The organism is Halorussus marinus (assembly GCF_004765795.1).
Lineage (GTDB): Archaea > Halobacteriota > Halobacteria > Halobacteriales > Haladaptataceae > Halorussus > Halorussus marinus.
Genome location: NZ_SBIV01000010.1, coordinates 68588 through 84719, shown reverse-complemented (window position 1 = coordinate 84719; position 16132 = coordinate 68588). Strand labels below are relative to the sequence as shown.

At 66.8% G+C, this 16132-nt stretch carries 13 protein-coding genes and 1 tRNA gene; 9 read left to right on the top strand and 5 right to left on the bottom strand.

Annotated elements, in window-relative coordinates:
- Positions 1 to 76: 76 nt before the first annotated feature.
- Positions 77 to 169 (top strand): hypothetical protein, encoded by a 93-nt coding sequence (locus tag EPY72_RS20200; protein ID WP_449272295.1) that lies wholly within the window; start codon positions 77 to 79, stop codon positions 167 to 169.
- The gene (locus EPY72_RS17075) at positions 169 to 939 is read left to right on the top strand and encodes a DUF7089 family protein (protein WP_135807200.1); all 771 of its coding nucleotides are present in this window, start codon (positions 169 to 171) and stop codon (positions 937 to 939) included. The genes EPY72_RS20200 and EPY72_RS17075 overlap by 1 nt, the downstream gene beginning before the upstream one ends.
- A gap of 339 nt (positions 940 to 1278) precedes the next feature.
- Here EPY72_RS17075 and EPY72_RS17070 read toward each other — a convergent pair whose 3' ends face one another.
- Positions 1279 to 1524, bottom strand: a complete 246-nt coding sequence (locus tag EPY72_RS17070) for a ferredoxin (RefSeq protein WP_135807199.1) — start codon at positions 1522 to 1524, stop codon at positions 1279 to 1281.
- Between the two features lie 338 nt (positions 1525 to 1862).
- Here EPY72_RS17070 and EPY72_RS17065 point away from each other — a divergent pair, with 338 nt between their 5' ends.
- The 3 genes from EPY72_RS17065 (at position 1863) to EPY72_RS17055 (ending at position 5095) form a co-directional block, all read left to right on the top strand.
- Positions 1863 to 4106: an ATP-dependent DNA helicase gene (locus EPY72_RS17065; protein WP_135807198.1), complete on the top strand. Its 2244-nt coding sequence runs from the start codon at positions 1863 to 1865 to the stop codon at positions 4104 to 4106.
- 13 nt (positions 4107 to 4119) lie between these two features.
- A complete protein-coding gene (gene cgi121 / locus EPY72_RS17060; protein ID WP_135807197.1) occupies positions 4120 to 4632 on the top strand; it encodes a KEOPS complex subunit Cgi121 in 513 nt (170 codons plus the stop codon).
- Between the two features lie 82 nt (positions 4633 to 4714).
- Positions 4715 to 5095 (top strand): DUF5789 family protein, encoded by a 381-nt coding sequence (locus tag EPY72_RS17055; RefSeq protein ID WP_135807196.1) that lies wholly within the window; start codon positions 4715 to 4717, stop codon positions 5093 to 5095.
- A 249-nt stretch (positions 5096 to 5344) separates the two neighbouring features.
- Here the strand turns inward: EPY72_RS17055 and EPY72_RS17050 are convergent.
- A tRNA-Gln gene (locus EPY72_RS17050) sits at positions 5345 to 5417 on the bottom strand.
- A gap of 185 nt (positions 5418 to 5602) precedes the next feature.
- Between EPY72_RS17050 and EPY72_RS17045 the strand changes: the two genes are divergently transcribed.
- On the top strand, positions 5603 to 6178 hold the full coding sequence (locus tag EPY72_RS17045) for an IMP cyclohydrolase (protein ID WP_135807195.1): 576 nt from the start codon (positions 5603 to 5605) through the stop codon (positions 6176 to 6178).
- A gap of 25 nt (positions 6179 to 6203) precedes the next feature.
- Positions 6204 to 6863, top strand: a complete 660-nt coding sequence (locus EPY72_RS17040; protein WP_135807194.1) for a metallophosphoesterase family protein — start codon at positions 6204 to 6206, stop codon at positions 6861 to 6863.
- 254 nt (positions 6864 to 7117) lie between these two features.
- On the opposite strand, the gene EPY72_RS17035 is transcribed toward EPY72_RS17040, so the two are convergent.
- The 3 genes from EPY72_RS17035 to EPY72_RS19570 all read right to left on the bottom strand — a co-directional run bounded on the left by EPY72_RS17035 (position 7118) and on the right by EPY72_RS19570 (position 12812).
- Positions 7118 to 12124, bottom strand: a complete 5007-nt coding sequence (locus tag EPY72_RS17035) for a DNA polymerase II large subunit (protein ID WP_135807193.1) — start codon at positions 12122 to 12124, stop codon at positions 7118 to 7120.
- Complete coding sequence (locus EPY72_RS17030; protein ID WP_135807192.1) at positions 12124 to 12543, bottom strand: PPC domain-containing DNA-binding protein; 420 nt, start codon at positions 12541 to 12543, stop codon at positions 12124 to 12126. The genes EPY72_RS17035 and EPY72_RS17030 overlap by 1 nt, the downstream gene beginning before the upstream one ends.
- A 98-nt stretch (positions 12544 to 12641) precedes the next feature.
- A complete protein-coding gene (locus EPY72_RS19570) occupies positions 12642 to 12812 on the bottom strand; it encodes a DUF7556 family protein (protein WP_167599513.1) in 171 nt (56 codons plus the stop codon).
- Positions 12813 to 13051: 239 nt separating this feature from the next.
- Between EPY72_RS19570 and EPY72_RS17025 the strand changes: the two genes are divergently transcribed.
- Together EPY72_RS17025 and EPY72_RS17020 are read left to right on the top strand one after the other, a co-directional pair.
- Complete coding sequence (locus tag EPY72_RS17025) at positions 13052 to 14899, top strand: ABC transporter substrate-binding protein (RefSeq protein ID WP_210423562.1); 1848 nt, start codon at positions 13052 to 13054, stop codon at positions 14897 to 14899.
- Positions 14900 to 15103: 204 nt separating this feature from the next.
- Positions 15104 to 16132, top strand: a complete 1029-nt coding sequence (locus EPY72_RS17020; RefSeq protein ID WP_134672450.1) for an ABC transporter permease — start codon at positions 15104 to 15106, stop codon at positions 16130 to 16132.

The following is a 16132-nucleotide window of genomic DNA, read 5'->3' as shown; positions in this document are numbered from 1 at the left end:
TCGGCCGGGCGCCGCCCCGACGGCTCGTTCGCCTCAATCCGGCCCATTTTAAACCCTCGCGGCCGAACCCCCGACCATGAGCACGGCAACCAAAATCGTGGTCGGGACGGTCGGAATCACTTCGGTCCTCGCGGTCGCGCTACTGGTCAATCTCTGGCTTCTGGCGTGATGTTCGACGAACGGACGCTCCCCGAGGACGTGGCGGCCGTTCGGGCGGCTCACGCCCCCGAGGCGCTCGTCCTCGACTGCGGGACCGACTTCGAGACGCTCGCCCCGGCGCAGGCCGAGGATCTCGGTCTGCTGGTCGACTCGCTCGATCCGTCGTCGTTTCCCGAGTCGTGGCTCCCCGAGGACGCTCCGGAACTGCTCGGGCGGTACGCCTCGACGGACTTCACGATCGGGATGCCCGGCGACGGCAGCGTGGCGTGGACCCGCCAGACGGTCCCGCCGACGGTGTTCGTGAAGGCCCGCGTGCAGGGCTCGCCCGACGACTTCGTCGAGTTCCTGATCGCGGAGGCGCTCGTCGAGGTCGGATCGGACGACCCCGAGCACTTCCTCGGGTTCTTCGGCGATCGGTACGCCGACCTCGACGCGGCGCTCCCGTTCGACGCCGGGAGCGTCTACCAGATCGCGGCGGCGCTGTACGACGCCTATCGGGGTCTCTACACCCGCGAGATCTTCGCCGACTGGGCCGACGAGCGCCCCCGGCTGTTCGAGGCGTGGCAGGACGCGGGCGAGCGGATCGAGCCGAGACTCGACGGGCTCCCCGGTGCGATGGCCCGCGAGGAGACCGACTTCGCCGAGGCGGCGGAGTTCGCCTGTAGCGCGGTCAAACACGGCCTCGAACTCCCCGCGCCGTTCGCCGCACTCGACACCGAGACGTACCGGGATCACGGCGCCGACTACGCGGTTACGTGGGCCGAGAAGACCTTCGCGTAGCGACGGACGCCCCCGGACGGCGCGACAATCGTCGCGATCGCCCAACGATTTTTATAGATTGGCGCCGAATTTTGAAACAGGTCTATGAGTGATTACTGGGACGTGCGCGGGGACGCACGCGGCTGGGAGGAACAGCTCTATCCCGATGCCGTCGACGATGAGGACGGCGTCGAGATGTGGACGACCGAGTGAGGAGTGCGAGCGACGGTCGATTTTTCGCGACGACGCACCCGCCGGCTTTCGGCGAGTCGCATTGCCGTCGGTGGTTCGGAACGCGACGCTCGGGTCGTCACTGTCGGCTGGGACGGCCTCGACCCCCCCGTTTCGCGTGGAACTTCCTCAGGGGACGAGTCGCTCGCCGTCGTCGTCGTAGACCTCGATTGCGTCGACGGGACAGACGCGGGCGGCCATCTTGGCGTCGAACTCCGCGTCCTCGGGCACTTCGCGGACGAACAGGTCCGGCTCGTCCTCCTCGCCGTCCCGGAGGTCGGCCTTGCCGTCCTCGCGGTTCTCCTCGAAGGCCTCCCACTCGGCGGTACACTGGAACATCCCGGTGCAGGTGTCGCGGTCGAACTCGATTCGCATGGTTCGACGTTTGGGGGGCACCCCCAAAGCGATGGCGGACTCCCGTATGCGTCTTCGGCGACACCGAACCCGCGGACCAACGACTCCGAACACTCGCGGCGACGAACCGCCAGCGACTCCCGTCGCTTATGAATCACCGCGACCCAACCTCGCGCCGAGCCCTCAGGTGCCCGGTGCAGGTCCCGGAGTTGGTGGTCGGTTCGAGGCCCGAGTACGGACACACGATCCGCCTTCGGGCCCCCGAATCTCGCCCACATCGACCCGACAGTTTAAACCACGAGACGCGCCAAAGCGGGTGTAATGAACCCGTTCGTCCCCCGACGCCGGAGGTGGACCCCGTGAGCGTCGAGATCGCCGACATCGACGGTCTCCCCGAGGGCGTCGCCGACCACTTCCGCGAGCAGGGCATCGAGGAGCTCTACCCGCCACAGGGCGAGGCCGTCGAGGCCGGCGTCGCCGACGGCGAGAGCGTGGTCGCCAGCGTCCCCACCGCCAGCGGTAAGACCCTCATCGCGCAACTCGCGATGCTCACCAGCGTCGCCCGCGGCGGCAAGGCCCTCTACATCGTTCCGCTCCGGGCGCTCGCCAGCGAAAAGAAGGCCGAGTTCGAGGAGTTCGAGCAGTACGGGATCGACGTGGGCGTCTCGACCGGCAACTACGACAGCGACGGCGACTGGCTGGCGAGCAAGGACATCATCGTCGCCACCAGCGAGAAGGTCGACTCGCTCGTCCGGAACGGCGCCCAATGGGTCGACGACCTGACCTGCGTGGTCGCCGACGAGGTCCATCTCGTCGACGACCCCAACCGCGGCCCGACGCTCGAAGTCACCCTCGCGAAGCTCCGCAAGCTCAACGAGGACCTCCAGACGGTCGCGCTCTCGGCGACGGTCGGCAACGCCGACGAGATCGCCGACTGGCTCGACGCGACGCTGGTCGACTCGACGTGGCGGCCGATCGAACTCCGATCGGGGGTCCTCTACGGGCAGGCGCTCCACTTCGACGACGGCTCGAAGACCCAGATCTCGCGGGGCAACGAGAAGGCGACCGCCGCCCTCGTCGAGGATACCCTGACCGACGAGGGATCGTCGCTGGTGTTCGTCAACTCTCGGCGCAACGCCGAGGCCTCGGCGCGCCGACTCGCGGACGTGACCCGCGACCACCTCGACCCCGAGGAGCGCGACCGGCTCGCGGAGATCGCCGACGAGATCCGGGAAGCGAGCGACACCCAGACCAGCGAGGACCTCGCCGACGCCGTCGCGAAGGGCGCGGCGTTTCACCACGCCGGGCTCGCGAGCGACCACCGCGCGCTCGTCGAAGACGCCTTCCGCGACCGACTCGTGAAAGTCATCTCCGCGACCCCGACGCTCGCGGCGGGGGTCAACACCCCGTCCCGTCGGGTCATCGTCAGGGACTGGCGGCGCTACGACGGCGACGTCGGCGGGATGGCGCCCCTCGACGTGCTGGAGGTCCACCAGATGTTCGGCCGGGCCGGCCGGCCGGGACTGGACCCCTACGGCGAGGCGGTGCTCATCGCCAACAGCCACGACGAGCTCGACGAGTTGTTCGAGCGCTACGTCTGGGCCGACCCCGAGCCGGTGCGCTCCAAACTCGCGGCCGAGCCCGCGCTCCGGACTCACATCCTCGCGACCGTCGCGACGGGGTTCGCCGACACCGAAGACGAGCTGGTGTCGTTTCTCGAACGCACTCTCTACGCCACCCAGACCGACGAGACGGGCCGGCTCGAAACGGTGACACAGAACGTTCTGGACTACCTCGAACGCAACGAGTTTCTCGCACGCGAGAACGGGGGCCTGCGCGCGACCGGTCTCGGCCACCGCGTCTCACAGTTGTACGTCGACCCGATGAGCGCGGCCGAGATCATCTACGGGCTACGGGACGCCGAGGACCGCCCGACAGCGTTCGGGCTCTACCACCTCGTCGCGCGCACGCCCGACATGTACGAACTCTACCTCCGGTCGGGCGACCGCGAGGAGTACACCGAACTCGCCTACGAGCGCGAGACGGAGTTCCTCGGCTCGATGCCCTCGGAGTTCGACGACGGCGCGTTTGAAGACTGGCTCTCGGCGCTCAAGACCGCCCGGATGCTCGAAGACTGGGCGTCCGAGACCGACGAGGACGCCATCGCCGAGCGCTACGGCGTCGGCCCGGGCGACATCCGCGGGAAGGTCGAGACCGCCGAGTGGCTGCTCAACGCCGCCGAGCGACTGGCGGGCGAACTCGACCTCGAATGTGGGCCCGCGATCCGGGAGGCGCGCAAGCGCGTCGAGTATGGCGTCCGCGAGGAGCTGTTGGACCTCGCGGGCGTCCGGAACGTCGGTCGCAAGCGCGCTCGGCGGCTTTACGAGGCCGGCGTCGAGTCGCGAGCCGACCTCCGGGAGGCCGACAAGTCGGTCGTTCTCGGGGCGGTCCGGGGCCGCACGAAGACCGCCGAGACCATCCTCGAAAACGTCGGCCGCAAGGACCCCGACCTGACCGGCGTGGAGGCCGACACCGAACTCGACACCGAGTCGTCGGCGGACGCCGGCGACGGCGGCCAGCAGAGCCTCGGTGATTTCGAATGACGGGGGCCGACCGATGAAGATCGTCGACGGCCGGGCCGAGATCGCGGACCTCGATCGCTTTCTCGACCGGTTGAGGGCGATCGGCGACGAGCACGACTGTGCGGTCCAAGCGGTCGACGCCGACCTCGTCGTCGGCGAGTCACATCTCCGGGCGGCGGTCGAGCACGCCGACCGCGCGTTCAAGCGAGGCGAGAACGTCGCTCGCGACCCCGCAGTCGAGATACTGCTGTACGCCGCGGGGCGACGCCAGATCAACCGCGCGCTTCGTCTGGGGGTCGGCGAGGGCGACGCGCCCGTGGCGGTCGCCGTGAACGGTCTCGACCCGGCGGCCGACGAGGCCGCCGCGGCCGACGCGGTCCGAGACCTGCTGGCCTCGACCGACCCGGACGCCGCTTCGTCCGACCGCATCGACACCCCGGCGGTTCGGGAGTTTTTCGACGTCTCGGACGCCGAACTCGCCGCCACCGACGCGACGCTCGCGGAGCTCGTCCGCGAGCGAGTCGCCCTGCTCGACGTGGAGAAGTGACCTTCGTCGACGCCGGCCGCGCCGAGCGCTCGCCGGCTCGACAGCCAGCAAGGTTAGGGACGTCACGACCGTAGCCGAATCCATGTCCGACTACGATCCGGACGCCGAGAAAGAGCAGCGACGCGCCCGCGAACGCCGGCGCGAGCGGACCGAGAGCGTCGAGTCGATGCTCGGGGAGGCCGGCGAACTGCTCGGCGAACACAAGTACCCCGCGACCAGCGAGGAACTGGCGGCCGAGTACGGCGACCAGCCCCTCGACCTCGCGAACGAGACCGAATCGCTCGGGAGCGTGTTCGATCGGCTGGTCGACGAGCGGTTCGAGTCCGCCGACGAGGCCCGCGAAGCGATATACGGCGAGATCACCGGCGCGGCGGCGGGGCCCGAGGAGTACAACGACCAGCGCGACCTCGGGGCGCTCGACGGAGACGCGACCGACGACGAGTCGAACGCGAACTCGAACTAGCTGTGGCGGGCCCGGTCCTCGTCTCCAGTCGAAACGAAGGGGTTGAATCGAGAGACGGAGCCGAGGCTTTCGAGGGGGGTATAAGAGCCCGTACGATCCGATTTCTGCGCTTTGTCGGTTTCGGAACCGGCTGTTTAATCTCTTTCGGTATCGCTCTCCTCGGAGGCGAAACTCCGACGAGACGGCGCCCGATGCCGAGATCGAAACTCGAAAGTAAGAATTCGCTCGGAGTCGACGGGAAACCAAGAATAGTCCCACCAGGATTCGAACCTGGGTCGAAGCCCCCAGAAGGCTTCAGGATTGGCCACTACCCCATGGGACTCTGCACTCTCGGGTAGTCGCCGGGGGATTGTAAGCGTTGCGCGTTCGGTCCGCCCTGCGACGGTTTCTCACTCTCGTTCGGTCCGCGCCGACCGCAGTTTCGTCGGGCGGCCTCCCGTTCCCGAACTGTTCGTCGTCCGTGCATGAACCAACACGTATTTGGCCGAAAAGTACGCACGTTCGTGTATGTACATCGGACGGTTTCTGATCGTCGCGCCCGAACTGGCGGCCTACCGCGTCTCCTCGCGGTCGTTCCCGAACCGACGCGTCGTCGAGCGCGAGGCGGCACTGACGGTCGCGCCGACCGCCGACGCGCCCGAGACTGACAACCCGTACGTCTCGTACAACTGCGTCCGGACGACCGGCGAGTCGGCGGTCGTCGGCAACGGCTCGCACGTCGATCCGATCACCGAGAAACTCGATCTCGGTTACCCGGCGCGCGACGCGCTCGCCGAGAGCCTGCTCGCGCTGGACTACGAGAAAGACGACTACGACACGCCCCGCATCGCGGGCGTCGTCGGCGACGACGGGGCGTTCGTCGGAACCGTCCGCCGGGACGCGCTGTTGGTCCGCGAGGTCGACGAGCCGACGCTCGTGGCGACTTACGAGAAGGACGCGCCCGAGGCGTTCGACTTCGAGGCGTCGACGGCCGCCGACGCCGCCCGCGAGGTCTACGACCTCGAGTTCGAACACGCGGTGTGTGCGGCCGGGCTCGCCCGCGCCGAGGACGGCTTCTCGCTCGCGATCGAGAACGGGAACTAAGTCGCAGGCGACCCATCGGTCGACCATGAAGGTCGGCGTTCTCTCGGACGTCCACTCGAACGAGATCGCGCTCGAAGCCGTGCTCGCGGACCTCCCCGACGTCGACGCGCTCGTCTGCGCCGGCGACGTGGTCGGGTACAACCCGTGGCCCGCCGAGTGCGTCGAGGCGATCCGGACCCGCGGCGTCCCGACGGTGATGGGCAACCACGATCGGGCGGTCGCCACCGGCACCGCCTTCCGGTTCAACGCGATGGCGAAGGCGGGCGTCGAACACGCCGACGAACGCCTCTCGGACGACCAGCGCGCGTGGCTCGCCGAGCTCCCCGACGAGCGCCGCGAGTTCGACGATCGGGTGAAGATCGTCCACGGCCATCCCGAGGACCCCGACCACTACACTCGCCCCCACGAGTTCGGTCCGGACCTCCTCGGCGAGGAGGACGCGCTGATCATGGGTCACACCCACGTCCAGCACCACGAGGTGTACGACGAGGGCGTCGTCTTGAACCCCGGGAGCGTCGGCCAGCCCCGCGACAGCGATCCCCGCGCCGCCTACGCGATTCTGGACCTCGACGATCTGACCGTCGAGGAACGTCGCGTGGAATACGACATCGAGGCGGTCCAGCGCGCGGTCGAGGAGGCGGGTCTCCCCTCCCGGATCGGCAGTCGGCTCGCGGAGGGGCGGTAGACCGCCTGCGGTCGCGTCGCTATGGCGGTACGGTCGCAGTGCGGTCGCGGCGCTGTGGCGGTACGATCGCAGTGCGGTCGCGGTACGGTCGCAGTGCGGTCGCGGTACGGTCGCGGTGATCGCCGCGAGTCCGATCGCGAGCGAGGGCAGAGCCCGAGCGAGCGGGCCAAGTGACGACCGCAGGGAGGAACGCCGCGCTTTTCATGAACGTTTTGCAAGGGCGCGCCGCTCGGGGCGCGCCCGCAGCAAAAGGTTCACATGAAGTCCGCGATGCTCCCCTGTTTGTTCTTGTCGTTCTCGAAGATGCTCGACAGCCGCCGGTCCATGATTTCGAGGCGCTGTTTGGTGTACTCTCGACAGTCGTAGGTCTCGGCCACCTGGATCGCGGTCTCCATGTACTTGTTGACCGACCCCTGGTGGACCGTCAGGTTCACTCGGCCGCCACACTCCCGACACTCTTCGGTCAGGGGCATCCGGCGGTACTTCTCGCCGCAGTCGAGACATCTGGTCTCCTGTCGTGAGAACGCCCGGAGGTTGCCGATGAGGTCCGGCAGGAAGTGGTACTCGATCACCCGCTCGGCGACGTCGGTCTCGTCGACCGCGTAGAGCTTCCGGGCGAGTTCGAGCTGGGCGTCCATCTTGTCCATCATCGACCCCAGCGTCTTGTACGCCGAGAGGTCCGGTCCCATCGCGATGTCGGTCACGTCGTGGCTGTGGTGGAAGTCGGTGTACTCCCGGTCGGTGCCGAGGTTCTCCTCGGCGATGGTCATCACGTCCTCGACCTCGCCGGGGTCGGCCAGCTCCCGGGTCGCCTCGTAGAACTCCCGTGGGTACTCCCGGACGATGTCCATGTTGTGGGCCTCGTCGTCGATCTCGGAGGGGTCGATCCGTGAGGACATGACCAGCGGCGCGTCCATCTGGCCGCCGCGCTGGTCGGGGAGAAACTCCTTGCTAAAGTTTAGCAGGCCGTCCATGAGGAGCATCACGCAGTCCTCGTCGCCGTCGCACTGGCCGACGAACACGTCGTCCGCGACGAGCGTGTGAGTATCCTCGACGGTGACACAATACGTGTGTTCGACGGACGATTCAACGACCTCTATACTGACGATCTCGTCAAGCCATACGTCGCCGCCGTCACCGAAGAGGCGTTGTGTTCGAGTTTCGACATCTTCAACAGCATCGTCAAGCGTCTCGGATTTTCGATCGAGATCGAAACCCACCCGGTCTGCGAACCGAACCGCGTTCTGCGAGGTGATCTTCAGCACCCACGTCTCGAATGATTTGGACTCGTCGTAGAAATTTGCGACCGCGCCGGTCTTGGGTGTTCGCTCTTCCCGGTACGTTTTCGCGCCGACACCGAACCGTTTGAGGGCCGCGACGAGGTCCGACTTGAGGTCATCGCTGACGGTGTGCGCACGCACCTCAACGCGGTCGCTCGCGGTGCTGCCGTCGCCCGAGAAGTACGCTGCGAGGAATGAGCGTAGTACGGAGTCCGGCGCGGAAAGGATGCAGTCCGGGATTCGTTTCGTCTGGGCGCGGCTACCGGCGTCGAGGACATCCGCAAACAGGGACGTCACAAGGCGACTGGACACCGTGACCTTCCACTCGTTCTCCTCGAATGCGTCGACGTTCAGCGTCTCCTCGAACGTCTCTGCCAGCTCCTTTCGAGGAGCCTCGTCTGGCGTGCAGATGGTCGTCTGGTAGAATGATCCCTTCTCCTTCCGCGTGAAGCCTTCCGCTGCGTAGTAGCCGAGCAGCGTGCCGACGGATTCGTCGACATCGAAAAAGCGAGAAACCTCCGCGGTATCGCGTCGAACACCGAGCGTAACGCCGTCGGGAACCTGGTCGAGAACAGTCTCGCGGTTGAAAAATTTGAGGAGTGCGCTCGCGGGGATGCTGTCGCGGGATATCCAGTTGTACACCGTCGAGTCGTTCAGGCCGAGCTGATCCGCGACGGGCTTCAGGTAGCTATCCGCGTTGGTTGCGTCGGCTAGCAGTTCCTTCAGGTTGGCTTCCCCGATTCCGCGAATCGTCAGGTCTTCGTTCGGGATAGAGTTGGCGTCGAGGAACTCGGCGAGCAAGTCGTACGTCTCGACCGAACCGTCGACCGGGACCTGCTTCGGTGCGGGTATCGCGTCGCCCTCGGTGAGACGGTGGGCCGTGACGCGCTCGACGCTGCCGTCTTTCCAGCGTCGCATCGAGTGGTCCGGCGTCACGGTCAGTTCGCGGCCGCTTTTGGTTTCGACGCGCACGAGGTGGTCGGACGAGGGGTGTTCCGAGATTGTTTCGATCCGCCGGAGAGTCTGCTTGCCGCCTTCAGTGATGGATGGGACGAATACGTCGCCGTCGAGGTGCTGGACGAGCGCGCCGAAACTGTCCTCGTCCGCGGTTTCAGGGTCGAGCCGTTCCTCGACGAGGGTCTCGATTGGGTTGTGGTGCCATTCCCCTGACTCGTCTTCGTACCAGACCTTCGTCTCGGGATGGAAGCAGTTGCGACGCTTCGCGGCGTGAAAGTACGGATGCGCGTAGCCGACCGCCGCGCTCGTGAACCCCACGACCCGCCCCACCACGGCCGCCGAGGTGTGGGGCGCCATCCCGAAGACCAGTTCGCCGACGAGGTCGTCGCGCTCCTCGACCTCGTAGAAGGCGTCGAGCCCGTAGTAGCTCTCGAGCAGGTCGTCGACGAAGTCCGCGGTCTTGAGCATGTGCTCGGCCGCGCCGTCCGAGAGCACGACGTCCTGAACCTTGAGCTCGACCAGCTGGTCGTCGTGGCGAAGCGGCTCGCCGTGGATGTCCTCTTCGTAGCCGAGCGCCCGGAAGCGGTCGGCGCTCACGTCGAGTTCCGCGGGCCGGACCGCGGTGACGGGCAGGTCGGTCATGTCGTACCGGACCGTCCCGTCTTTGAACGAGGAGACGCCGTGTTTCGCCCGGAGGACGCCCTTCTCGATCGGCTCGGGCGTCTTGTACGACGACGACAGCCCCTTGACGCCTTTGAGCGTGTCGAAGACGTTCTCGCGCTCGCCGACCGCCGCCAGCGCCGACCGGAGTTCGTCGTTCACGTCGACGACGCGGGTCTCGACCGACGAGGCCTCGACCTCACAGCGGTCACAGACCGCCCGCCCCGACTCGTCGAGTTCCACCACTGAGCCACAGTCCGGACAGGTGAAGTGCGGGACGGTGTTGCCGTCGCAGTCCGGACACGTCGTCTTGAAGGTGTGCTCGCCGCAGTCGGCACACTCCCGGCGGCCGACCTGCACCTCGACCTCCCCGGGGGTGTCGGCCATCCCCTCGGCGTGTGCGGCGGCCGCCACCACGTCGCGCTGGCTCCCGCCGGCCTCGCCGATGGGAAAGAGGGTGTGGACCGCCGGCGAGAGCTCCCGAGACTCGGACTTCTCGGGGCGGCCCATCCGGTTGCCGATCCGGGTCGGGGCGCGCTCGCGGATCTCGAACGGCGCGACTTCGTTGGCGGCCTTCACCGCGTTGTCGCCCGACTCGGCTTCGCCCCACTCGCGGGCGGTCGTAGAGAGCTCCTCCCACGTCCGCTCGCGGTCGGCGCTCAGCCCCAGCGAGCGCGCGAGCGGGAGCCACTCGCGGATCCGGATGCGCTCGTCGCCCTCCGAGTGACGGACGAGCAGTTTTTCGAGGGCCTCCCGGACGGGATCGGTGTTTTCGACCACGAGCGTCCCGTCGTCGAGGCCGCCCGCGACCACCGCGTCGGCCAGCGCCTCGAACTGATCGACGGTGATGTCGTGCCAGAGGTAGGTGTACTTCGGGTGGAGCGGGCAGTCGTACTCGCCGGCCCACTCTAAGGCCTCGTCGGCGTCGGGGTCGTCGAGGTCGACGCGGGGCGAGTCGCGCATCGCCTGCACGTCGGCGCCCGACGCCTCGAAGTCCTGCACCCACCACTCGACGGTGTAGGAGGCGGGCGCGAGCGGATGGTTGTTCTCGACGAACTCGCCGTAGTTGACGAGATACTCCCCGAGGTCGAGGATTGCCTCGACCCCGTTGCGGAGTTCGAGGGCCTGTTCGGGGTCGTCGATCCGGCGCACGTCGCCGTTCGCCAGCTTCACCGTCGGCCCCTCGATGGAGTCGACGGGCACGACGCCGGCGGCCTTGCCGGGCCGCTCGGTCTTGATCTGGGTGCCGGTCGCCAGAAAGTCGTCGACGAGGTGCATCGTGGCGGGGTGGACGCCGGCGGTCGCGAACCCGTGGTTGCGCGCCCGGCCGTACCGAAGCCGGAACCCTCCGGCCTCGCTCGGGTGGCCGAACACCGGACGGCCCGCGATGAGGTCCCTGAGGAACTTCGTGGCGGGCTCGACGCGGGGCGGGCCGGCCGCGTCGTCTCGGTCTTCGGCCTCGGCGTCGTCGTCGCCGGCCGCGTCGTCTTGGTCTTCGCTCTCGGCGTCGTCGCCGTCGTCGTTTCCGATGGTGCCGTCGATGAGGTCCTGTAGCCACGGCCAGTCGACCTCCTCGAGATTCCGAGTGTAGCGCTGTATCTTCGGCGCCTTCAGCGCGATGCCCTCCGCGAGCACGAGACACATCCCGCCCCGGGCGTTGTTGGTGTCGACCCGTTCGAGGTCCCGGAACCCCGAGACCTCCTCGTCGCCGGTCGCCTCGCCGTCGAGCATGATGGGCATGTGCTCGGCGATGAACTTCGACTCCTTGTCCTTGGGCGTGTACTGGAGGCCGGTCTCCTTGTCGTAGAGGCCGATCTCCTCGGCGTAGCGCTCGATCTCGTCGTCTCGGGGCTTGTACTCGTCGACGCCGATGAGCGCCCGGGTGTAGTCGGCCACGAGGACCGACAGCGCCTGTGCGGTCCCCCCGGCCGACCGGATCGGCCCGGCGTAGTAGACGTTGACGAACTCGGTGCCGTCGTCGTTTTCGAGCAGTTCGACCCGGTCGATCCCCTCGATCGGCGCGGCGACCACGCCCTCGGTGAGTAGCGCGACCGCGGTCCGGACCGCGCCCTCGACCTTGCCGGCCTTCGACTCGTAGTCGCCGACCCGTCCCTCCGCGAAGTCCGCGGCGAGTTCGAGCGCCGCCTCCTCGCGGGACATCTCGCCTTCGAGTTCGCGGACGCGCCCGGCCACGCCCTCGATGCCGAGGATGTTCTCGACCCGGTCGGCCATGTCTTTCGCGACCGGAATCTCGACCTCGGGCTTGGGGTCGGCGCTGTCTGCGCGCGCTCGGCGGGCGACTTCGAAGGCCTCGTCGAGGTCGGATTCGACCCGCTCGAAGTAGCGTTCGTCTTCCGGCCGCATTATAGCCAGAGGTCGAGGTCAGTGGGCTCGTCGTGGTCGCGGGTCAGGTCGCTCTCGAAGCTCCGCATGTAGAGTTCGCCGGCGAACACGGTCGCCGAGTCGAGGTGGCCCGCGAGCGTCTGGCCGCTCCGGCGCGAGAGCACGGCGTGGGTGTGGGCGAACCGCTCGCCGTCGAGCCACGCGACGTTCCCGACGCACGCGGCGACTTCGAGCGGTTCGTCGAACTCGACTTCGGTGTACTCGAGTTCGGTCTGGTCGTAGAACCAGACGGTCGCGTCCTGGACCGCGCCCATGGCGAGGAACCACGCGGCGTCGACGTCCGCCTCGTCGGCCAGCGACTCGATCTCCGAACGCCAGTCCTCGCCGTGGCCCAGTCGAGCGACGAACTCGCGATCCCCTGAGACCTCCCGGTAGTTCATACTCACGAGAACGAACACCTGCGGCAAAAAGGTTGAGTATTGGCGCGTTACCGCCGCGGGACCGATGCCGTCGTCCCCCTGCTGTCGGGTCCGACCGATTACTCCCACTCTCGGAGAGAGACGCCCTCCGATACCGGGATCGAAAGCCACGCCCCATCTGCGGTGGTGTCAGCGATGATGAGTCGCTCCGTCCGTCCGTCGTCGTCGACCGAGGCCATGACTTCGCGCTCTGCGAGAGCTTCGGACGCGGTGGCCGTGTTGGGGGCCATATGTGACACTTGGTATCACGGCGTATAAACGCTCCGAAACGACCCCGGCGCCGACGCCGGTCGGCCGCGCTTCGGAGTCCGGGGGCGACGCGCCGGCACCGGGATCTGGTCGGCTCGACGATCGCGCGCTCGGTTAGCGCAGAAAAGCTACGACAGCGACGCGTTATGAACGGAAACTGAGAGCAACATCTAATTCCAAACGGTAAATTTATCCGCGTCGGTTTTCAAGGAGCGGTTGGATGACAGATACTGACAATCTGAGCCGTCGTCGCTTCTTGCAGGCGACGGGCGGTGCGGCATCGGCTGTCGCGCTCGCCGGCTGTACCGGCGACACCGGCGACGAGACGACCGACGAGTCGGCCGGCAACGAAACCGACGGGACCGAGGAGGTCGCCGAAGACCTCGACGGGACGTACCTCCGGCTGACGAACAGCACGATGTCGACGCTCGACCCCATCGCGGCGACGGGCACCTCCGAGGGGCAGGTCATTCAGCAGATCCACGAGCCCCTGATGAACTACGCCAACGCCACGGCGACCGTCGAGCCCCGTCTGGCGACGGACTACTCGATCTCCGAGGATCTGAAGACCTACACCTTCGAACTCAACGAGAACGCGACGTTCCACAACGGCGACGACGTCACCGCCGACGACGTCGTCTACTCGTGGGAGCGTCTCGCGGCCTCCGACGCCTCCAAGCGCGCGTACTTCATCCTCGACTCGATCGGCGTCGAGCACGAGACGACCACCAAGACCACCGACGACGGCGAGGAAAGAGAGGTCTACAAGCCTGGGAGCATGGCGGTCGAGGCCGTCGACGACTACACCGTCGAGATGACCATCTCCGAGCCGTTCCACTCGGTCCCCGAAGTCATCGCGTACACGTCCTTCGCGGTCGTCCCCGAAGGAATCGTGGGCGACATCGACGGCTACGAGGGCGAGATGGAGCAGGGCGAGTTCGGGAAAGACCCCGTCGGCGCGGGTCCGTTCCAGTTCGAGAGCTGGTCGCCCGACACCGAAGCCATGGCCCAGAGCTTCGAGGACTACCACGGCACCGTCCCGAAGGTCGACGGGATCCATTGGAACATCGTGACCGACGCGAACGCTCGGTACAACTACGCGATGAACAAGAACGCGGACTACTTCCCCATCCCCACCAACAAGTTCGATCCGTCGAAGATGTCGCTCGACGGCGGGGACGCCAACGGCGGGTCCTCCACGCTCGGCTCGTACGGAGAGATCCGCAACGGCGAGACGGTGAACATGGTCCGGACGTCGACCATCGGCAACTACTACCTCGGATTCAACGTCGAGAAAGTCGACAAGCCCGTCCGGCAGGCGTTCGCGTACGCGGCCAACCACCAGTCGCTCGCCGAGGACGTGTTCAAGGGCACCGTCAAGCCCGCATCGCACTTCGTTCCGCCGGCGATCTTCCCCGGCGGCGCCACCGGCTACGACGAACACGCCAAGGACTACCCGTACGGTAGCACCGAGACCCGCCTCGACAAGGCCCGCGAGATCATGGAGGAGGCCGGCTACGGCGAGGACAACCGCGCCGAAGTCACGATCACGGCCTACGAGTCGTCGCCGGTCTTCCAGGAGACCGCACGCCTGCTCCGCGACAAGCTCACCAGCGCGTACATCGACGTCACCGTCGACGTCGCGCCGTTCGCGGCGTTGCGCAAGCAGGGGCTCAACGGCAAGCTCGAAGTGTACACGCTCGGCTGGCTCATGGACTGGCCCGCGCCGGACAACTTCCTCCAGCTGCTCAACCCGCCCCAAACCGACACCTCCTCGGACGCACCCGTCTCCTACATCAACTGGCAGGGGACCGACGCGTCCGACCGGGCGGCCGAGGCCTGGCAGACCATCTCGAGCAACCCCCAGCCGACCGACGAGGCCCAGCAGGCCCGCGACGATGCCGCCATCGAGATGGAGGAGGCCAACTGGGAGGACGTCGCGATGCTGACGCTGTTCCACGACTACAAGGACCGCTTCTGGTACGACTGGGTCGACATCGAACCGTTCGGCGGTGCGGGTCCGACCCGCCAGCTGCTCAACGACGTGAGCGTCGGCGAGCGCAACTGACCCGGTCTCGCGGTTTCGAACGCGCTTCTTTCGTCGCACGGCTCGACAGCTTTCGGCCGCTTAGAACCGTCTGCGGCCGCGATTTCGGATACAGAAAACGCAAGACATAATGAGAGGACCATCAAATTCATCACGCATGCTCGCAGTCCAAAGTGGACACGTACCACTCGACACTCATTGCCGTGGGGGCGGCGGTGATGTGCCGTGAGTCGCTGGCAGTACTTCGGCAAGCGGCTGCTGTTGTCGGTCCCGGTGCTCGTGTTCGGGGCTTCGATCACCTTTCTGGTCATCCGGGCGGGACCGCTCGACCCGGTGTCGGCGATCATCGGCCCGCAGGGTGATCCCCAGGCGTACAACCGGATTCGAGAGCAACTCGGACTGAACGAACCGCTGTGGCGACAGTACATCGACTACATGGTCGACCTCTTCACCTTCCAGCTCGGCGAATCGTGGGTCGTCCAGCCCGAGCGCGACGTGTACTCGCTTCTGGCTTCCTACGCGCCCCGAACTATCTGGCTCGGGTTCTGGTCGGTGCTCATCGCGGTCTTCATCGGCATCCCGCTCGGGTTCTACGCCGGCCTGAACCCCAACACGTTCAGCGACTACCTCGCCTCGTTCGGCGGCATCGTCTGGCGCGCCATGCCGAACTTCTGGCTGGCGGTCATCCTGATGAGCGTCCTCTCGCAGTCCCAGAGCCTGTTCGGATTCAGCTGGCAGAACTGGCTCTACGAGACGAACGTGACCGGACCGCCGCCGCTTCCCGGCGACCTCGTGACGTTGCTCACCAGTCCCGACCACTTCTTCCCCGCGCTCAAGAAGATCGCGCCGGCCGCCATCGTCCTCGGGTCGGCGTCGATGGGCAACGAGATGCGTATCGGTCGGACCGCGGTCCTCGAGACGGTCAACTCAAACTTCATCGAGACCGCGAAGGCCAAAGGCGTCCCGCCGCGGTCGCTGGTGTGGAAACACATCTTCCGGAACGCCCTGATCCCGCTCGTGCCGATCATCACGGGCGAGGCGTTCTTGCTCATCGGCGGCTCGGTGCTCGTCGAGACGGTGTTCAACATCAGCGGCATCGGCTACCTGTTCTTCCAGGGCATCCAGAACGGCGACATGCCGCTGGTGGGCTCGCTGATGTTCGTGTTCATCCTGCTCGTCGTCGTCATCAACATCGTCCAGGACCTGCTGTACACGATAATCGATCCCCGAGTCGGCTACGACGGAGGTGCCTGA

Excerpts from the sequence above, each read along its gene's own strand:
- EPY72_RS17025 (WP_210423562.1), top strand. The coding sequence starts at position 13,052 with ATGACAGATACTGACAATCTGAGCCGTCGTCGCTTCTTGCAGGCGACG.
- EPY72_RS17045 (WP_135807195.1), top strand. The coding sequence starts at position 5,603 with ATGTACATCGGACGGTTTCTGATCGTCGCGCCCGAACTGGCGGCCTAC.
- EPY72_RS17070 (WP_135807199.1), bottom strand. The coding sequence starts at position 1,524 with ATGCGAATCGAGTTCGACCGCGACACCTGCACCGGGATGTTCCAGTGT.
- cgi121 (WP_135807197.1), top strand. The coding sequence starts at position 4,120 with ATGAAGATCGTCGACGGCCGGGCCGAGATCGCGGACCTCGATCGCTTT.
- EPY72_RS19570 (WP_167599513.1), bottom strand. The coding sequence starts at position 12,812 with ATGGCCCCCAACACGGCCACCGCGTCCGAAGCTCTCGCAGAGCGCGAA.
- EPY72_RS17075 (WP_135807200.1), top strand. The coding sequence starts at position 169 with ATGTTCGACGAACGGACGCTCCCCGAGGACGTGGCGGCCGTTCGGGCG.
- EPY72_RS20200 (WP_449272295.1), top strand. The coding sequence starts at position 77 with ATGAGCACGGCAACCAAAATCGTGGTCGGGACGGTCGGAATCACTTCG.
- EPY72_RS17030 (WP_135807192.1), bottom strand. The coding sequence starts at position 12,543 with ATGAACTACCGGGAGGTCTCAGGGGATCGCGAGTTCGTCGCTCGACTG.
- EPY72_RS17035 (WP_135807193.1), bottom strand. The coding sequence starts at position 12,124 with ATGCGGCCGGAAGACGAACGCTACTTCGAGCGGGTCGAATCCGACCTC.
- EPY72_RS17055 (WP_135807196.1), top strand. The coding sequence starts at position 4,715 with ATGTCCGACTACGATCCGGACGCCGAGAAAGAGCAGCGACGCGCCCGC.
- EPY72_RS17040 (WP_135807194.1), top strand. The coding sequence starts at position 6,204 with ATGAAGGTCGGCGTTCTCTCGGACGTCCACTCGAACGAGATCGCGCTC.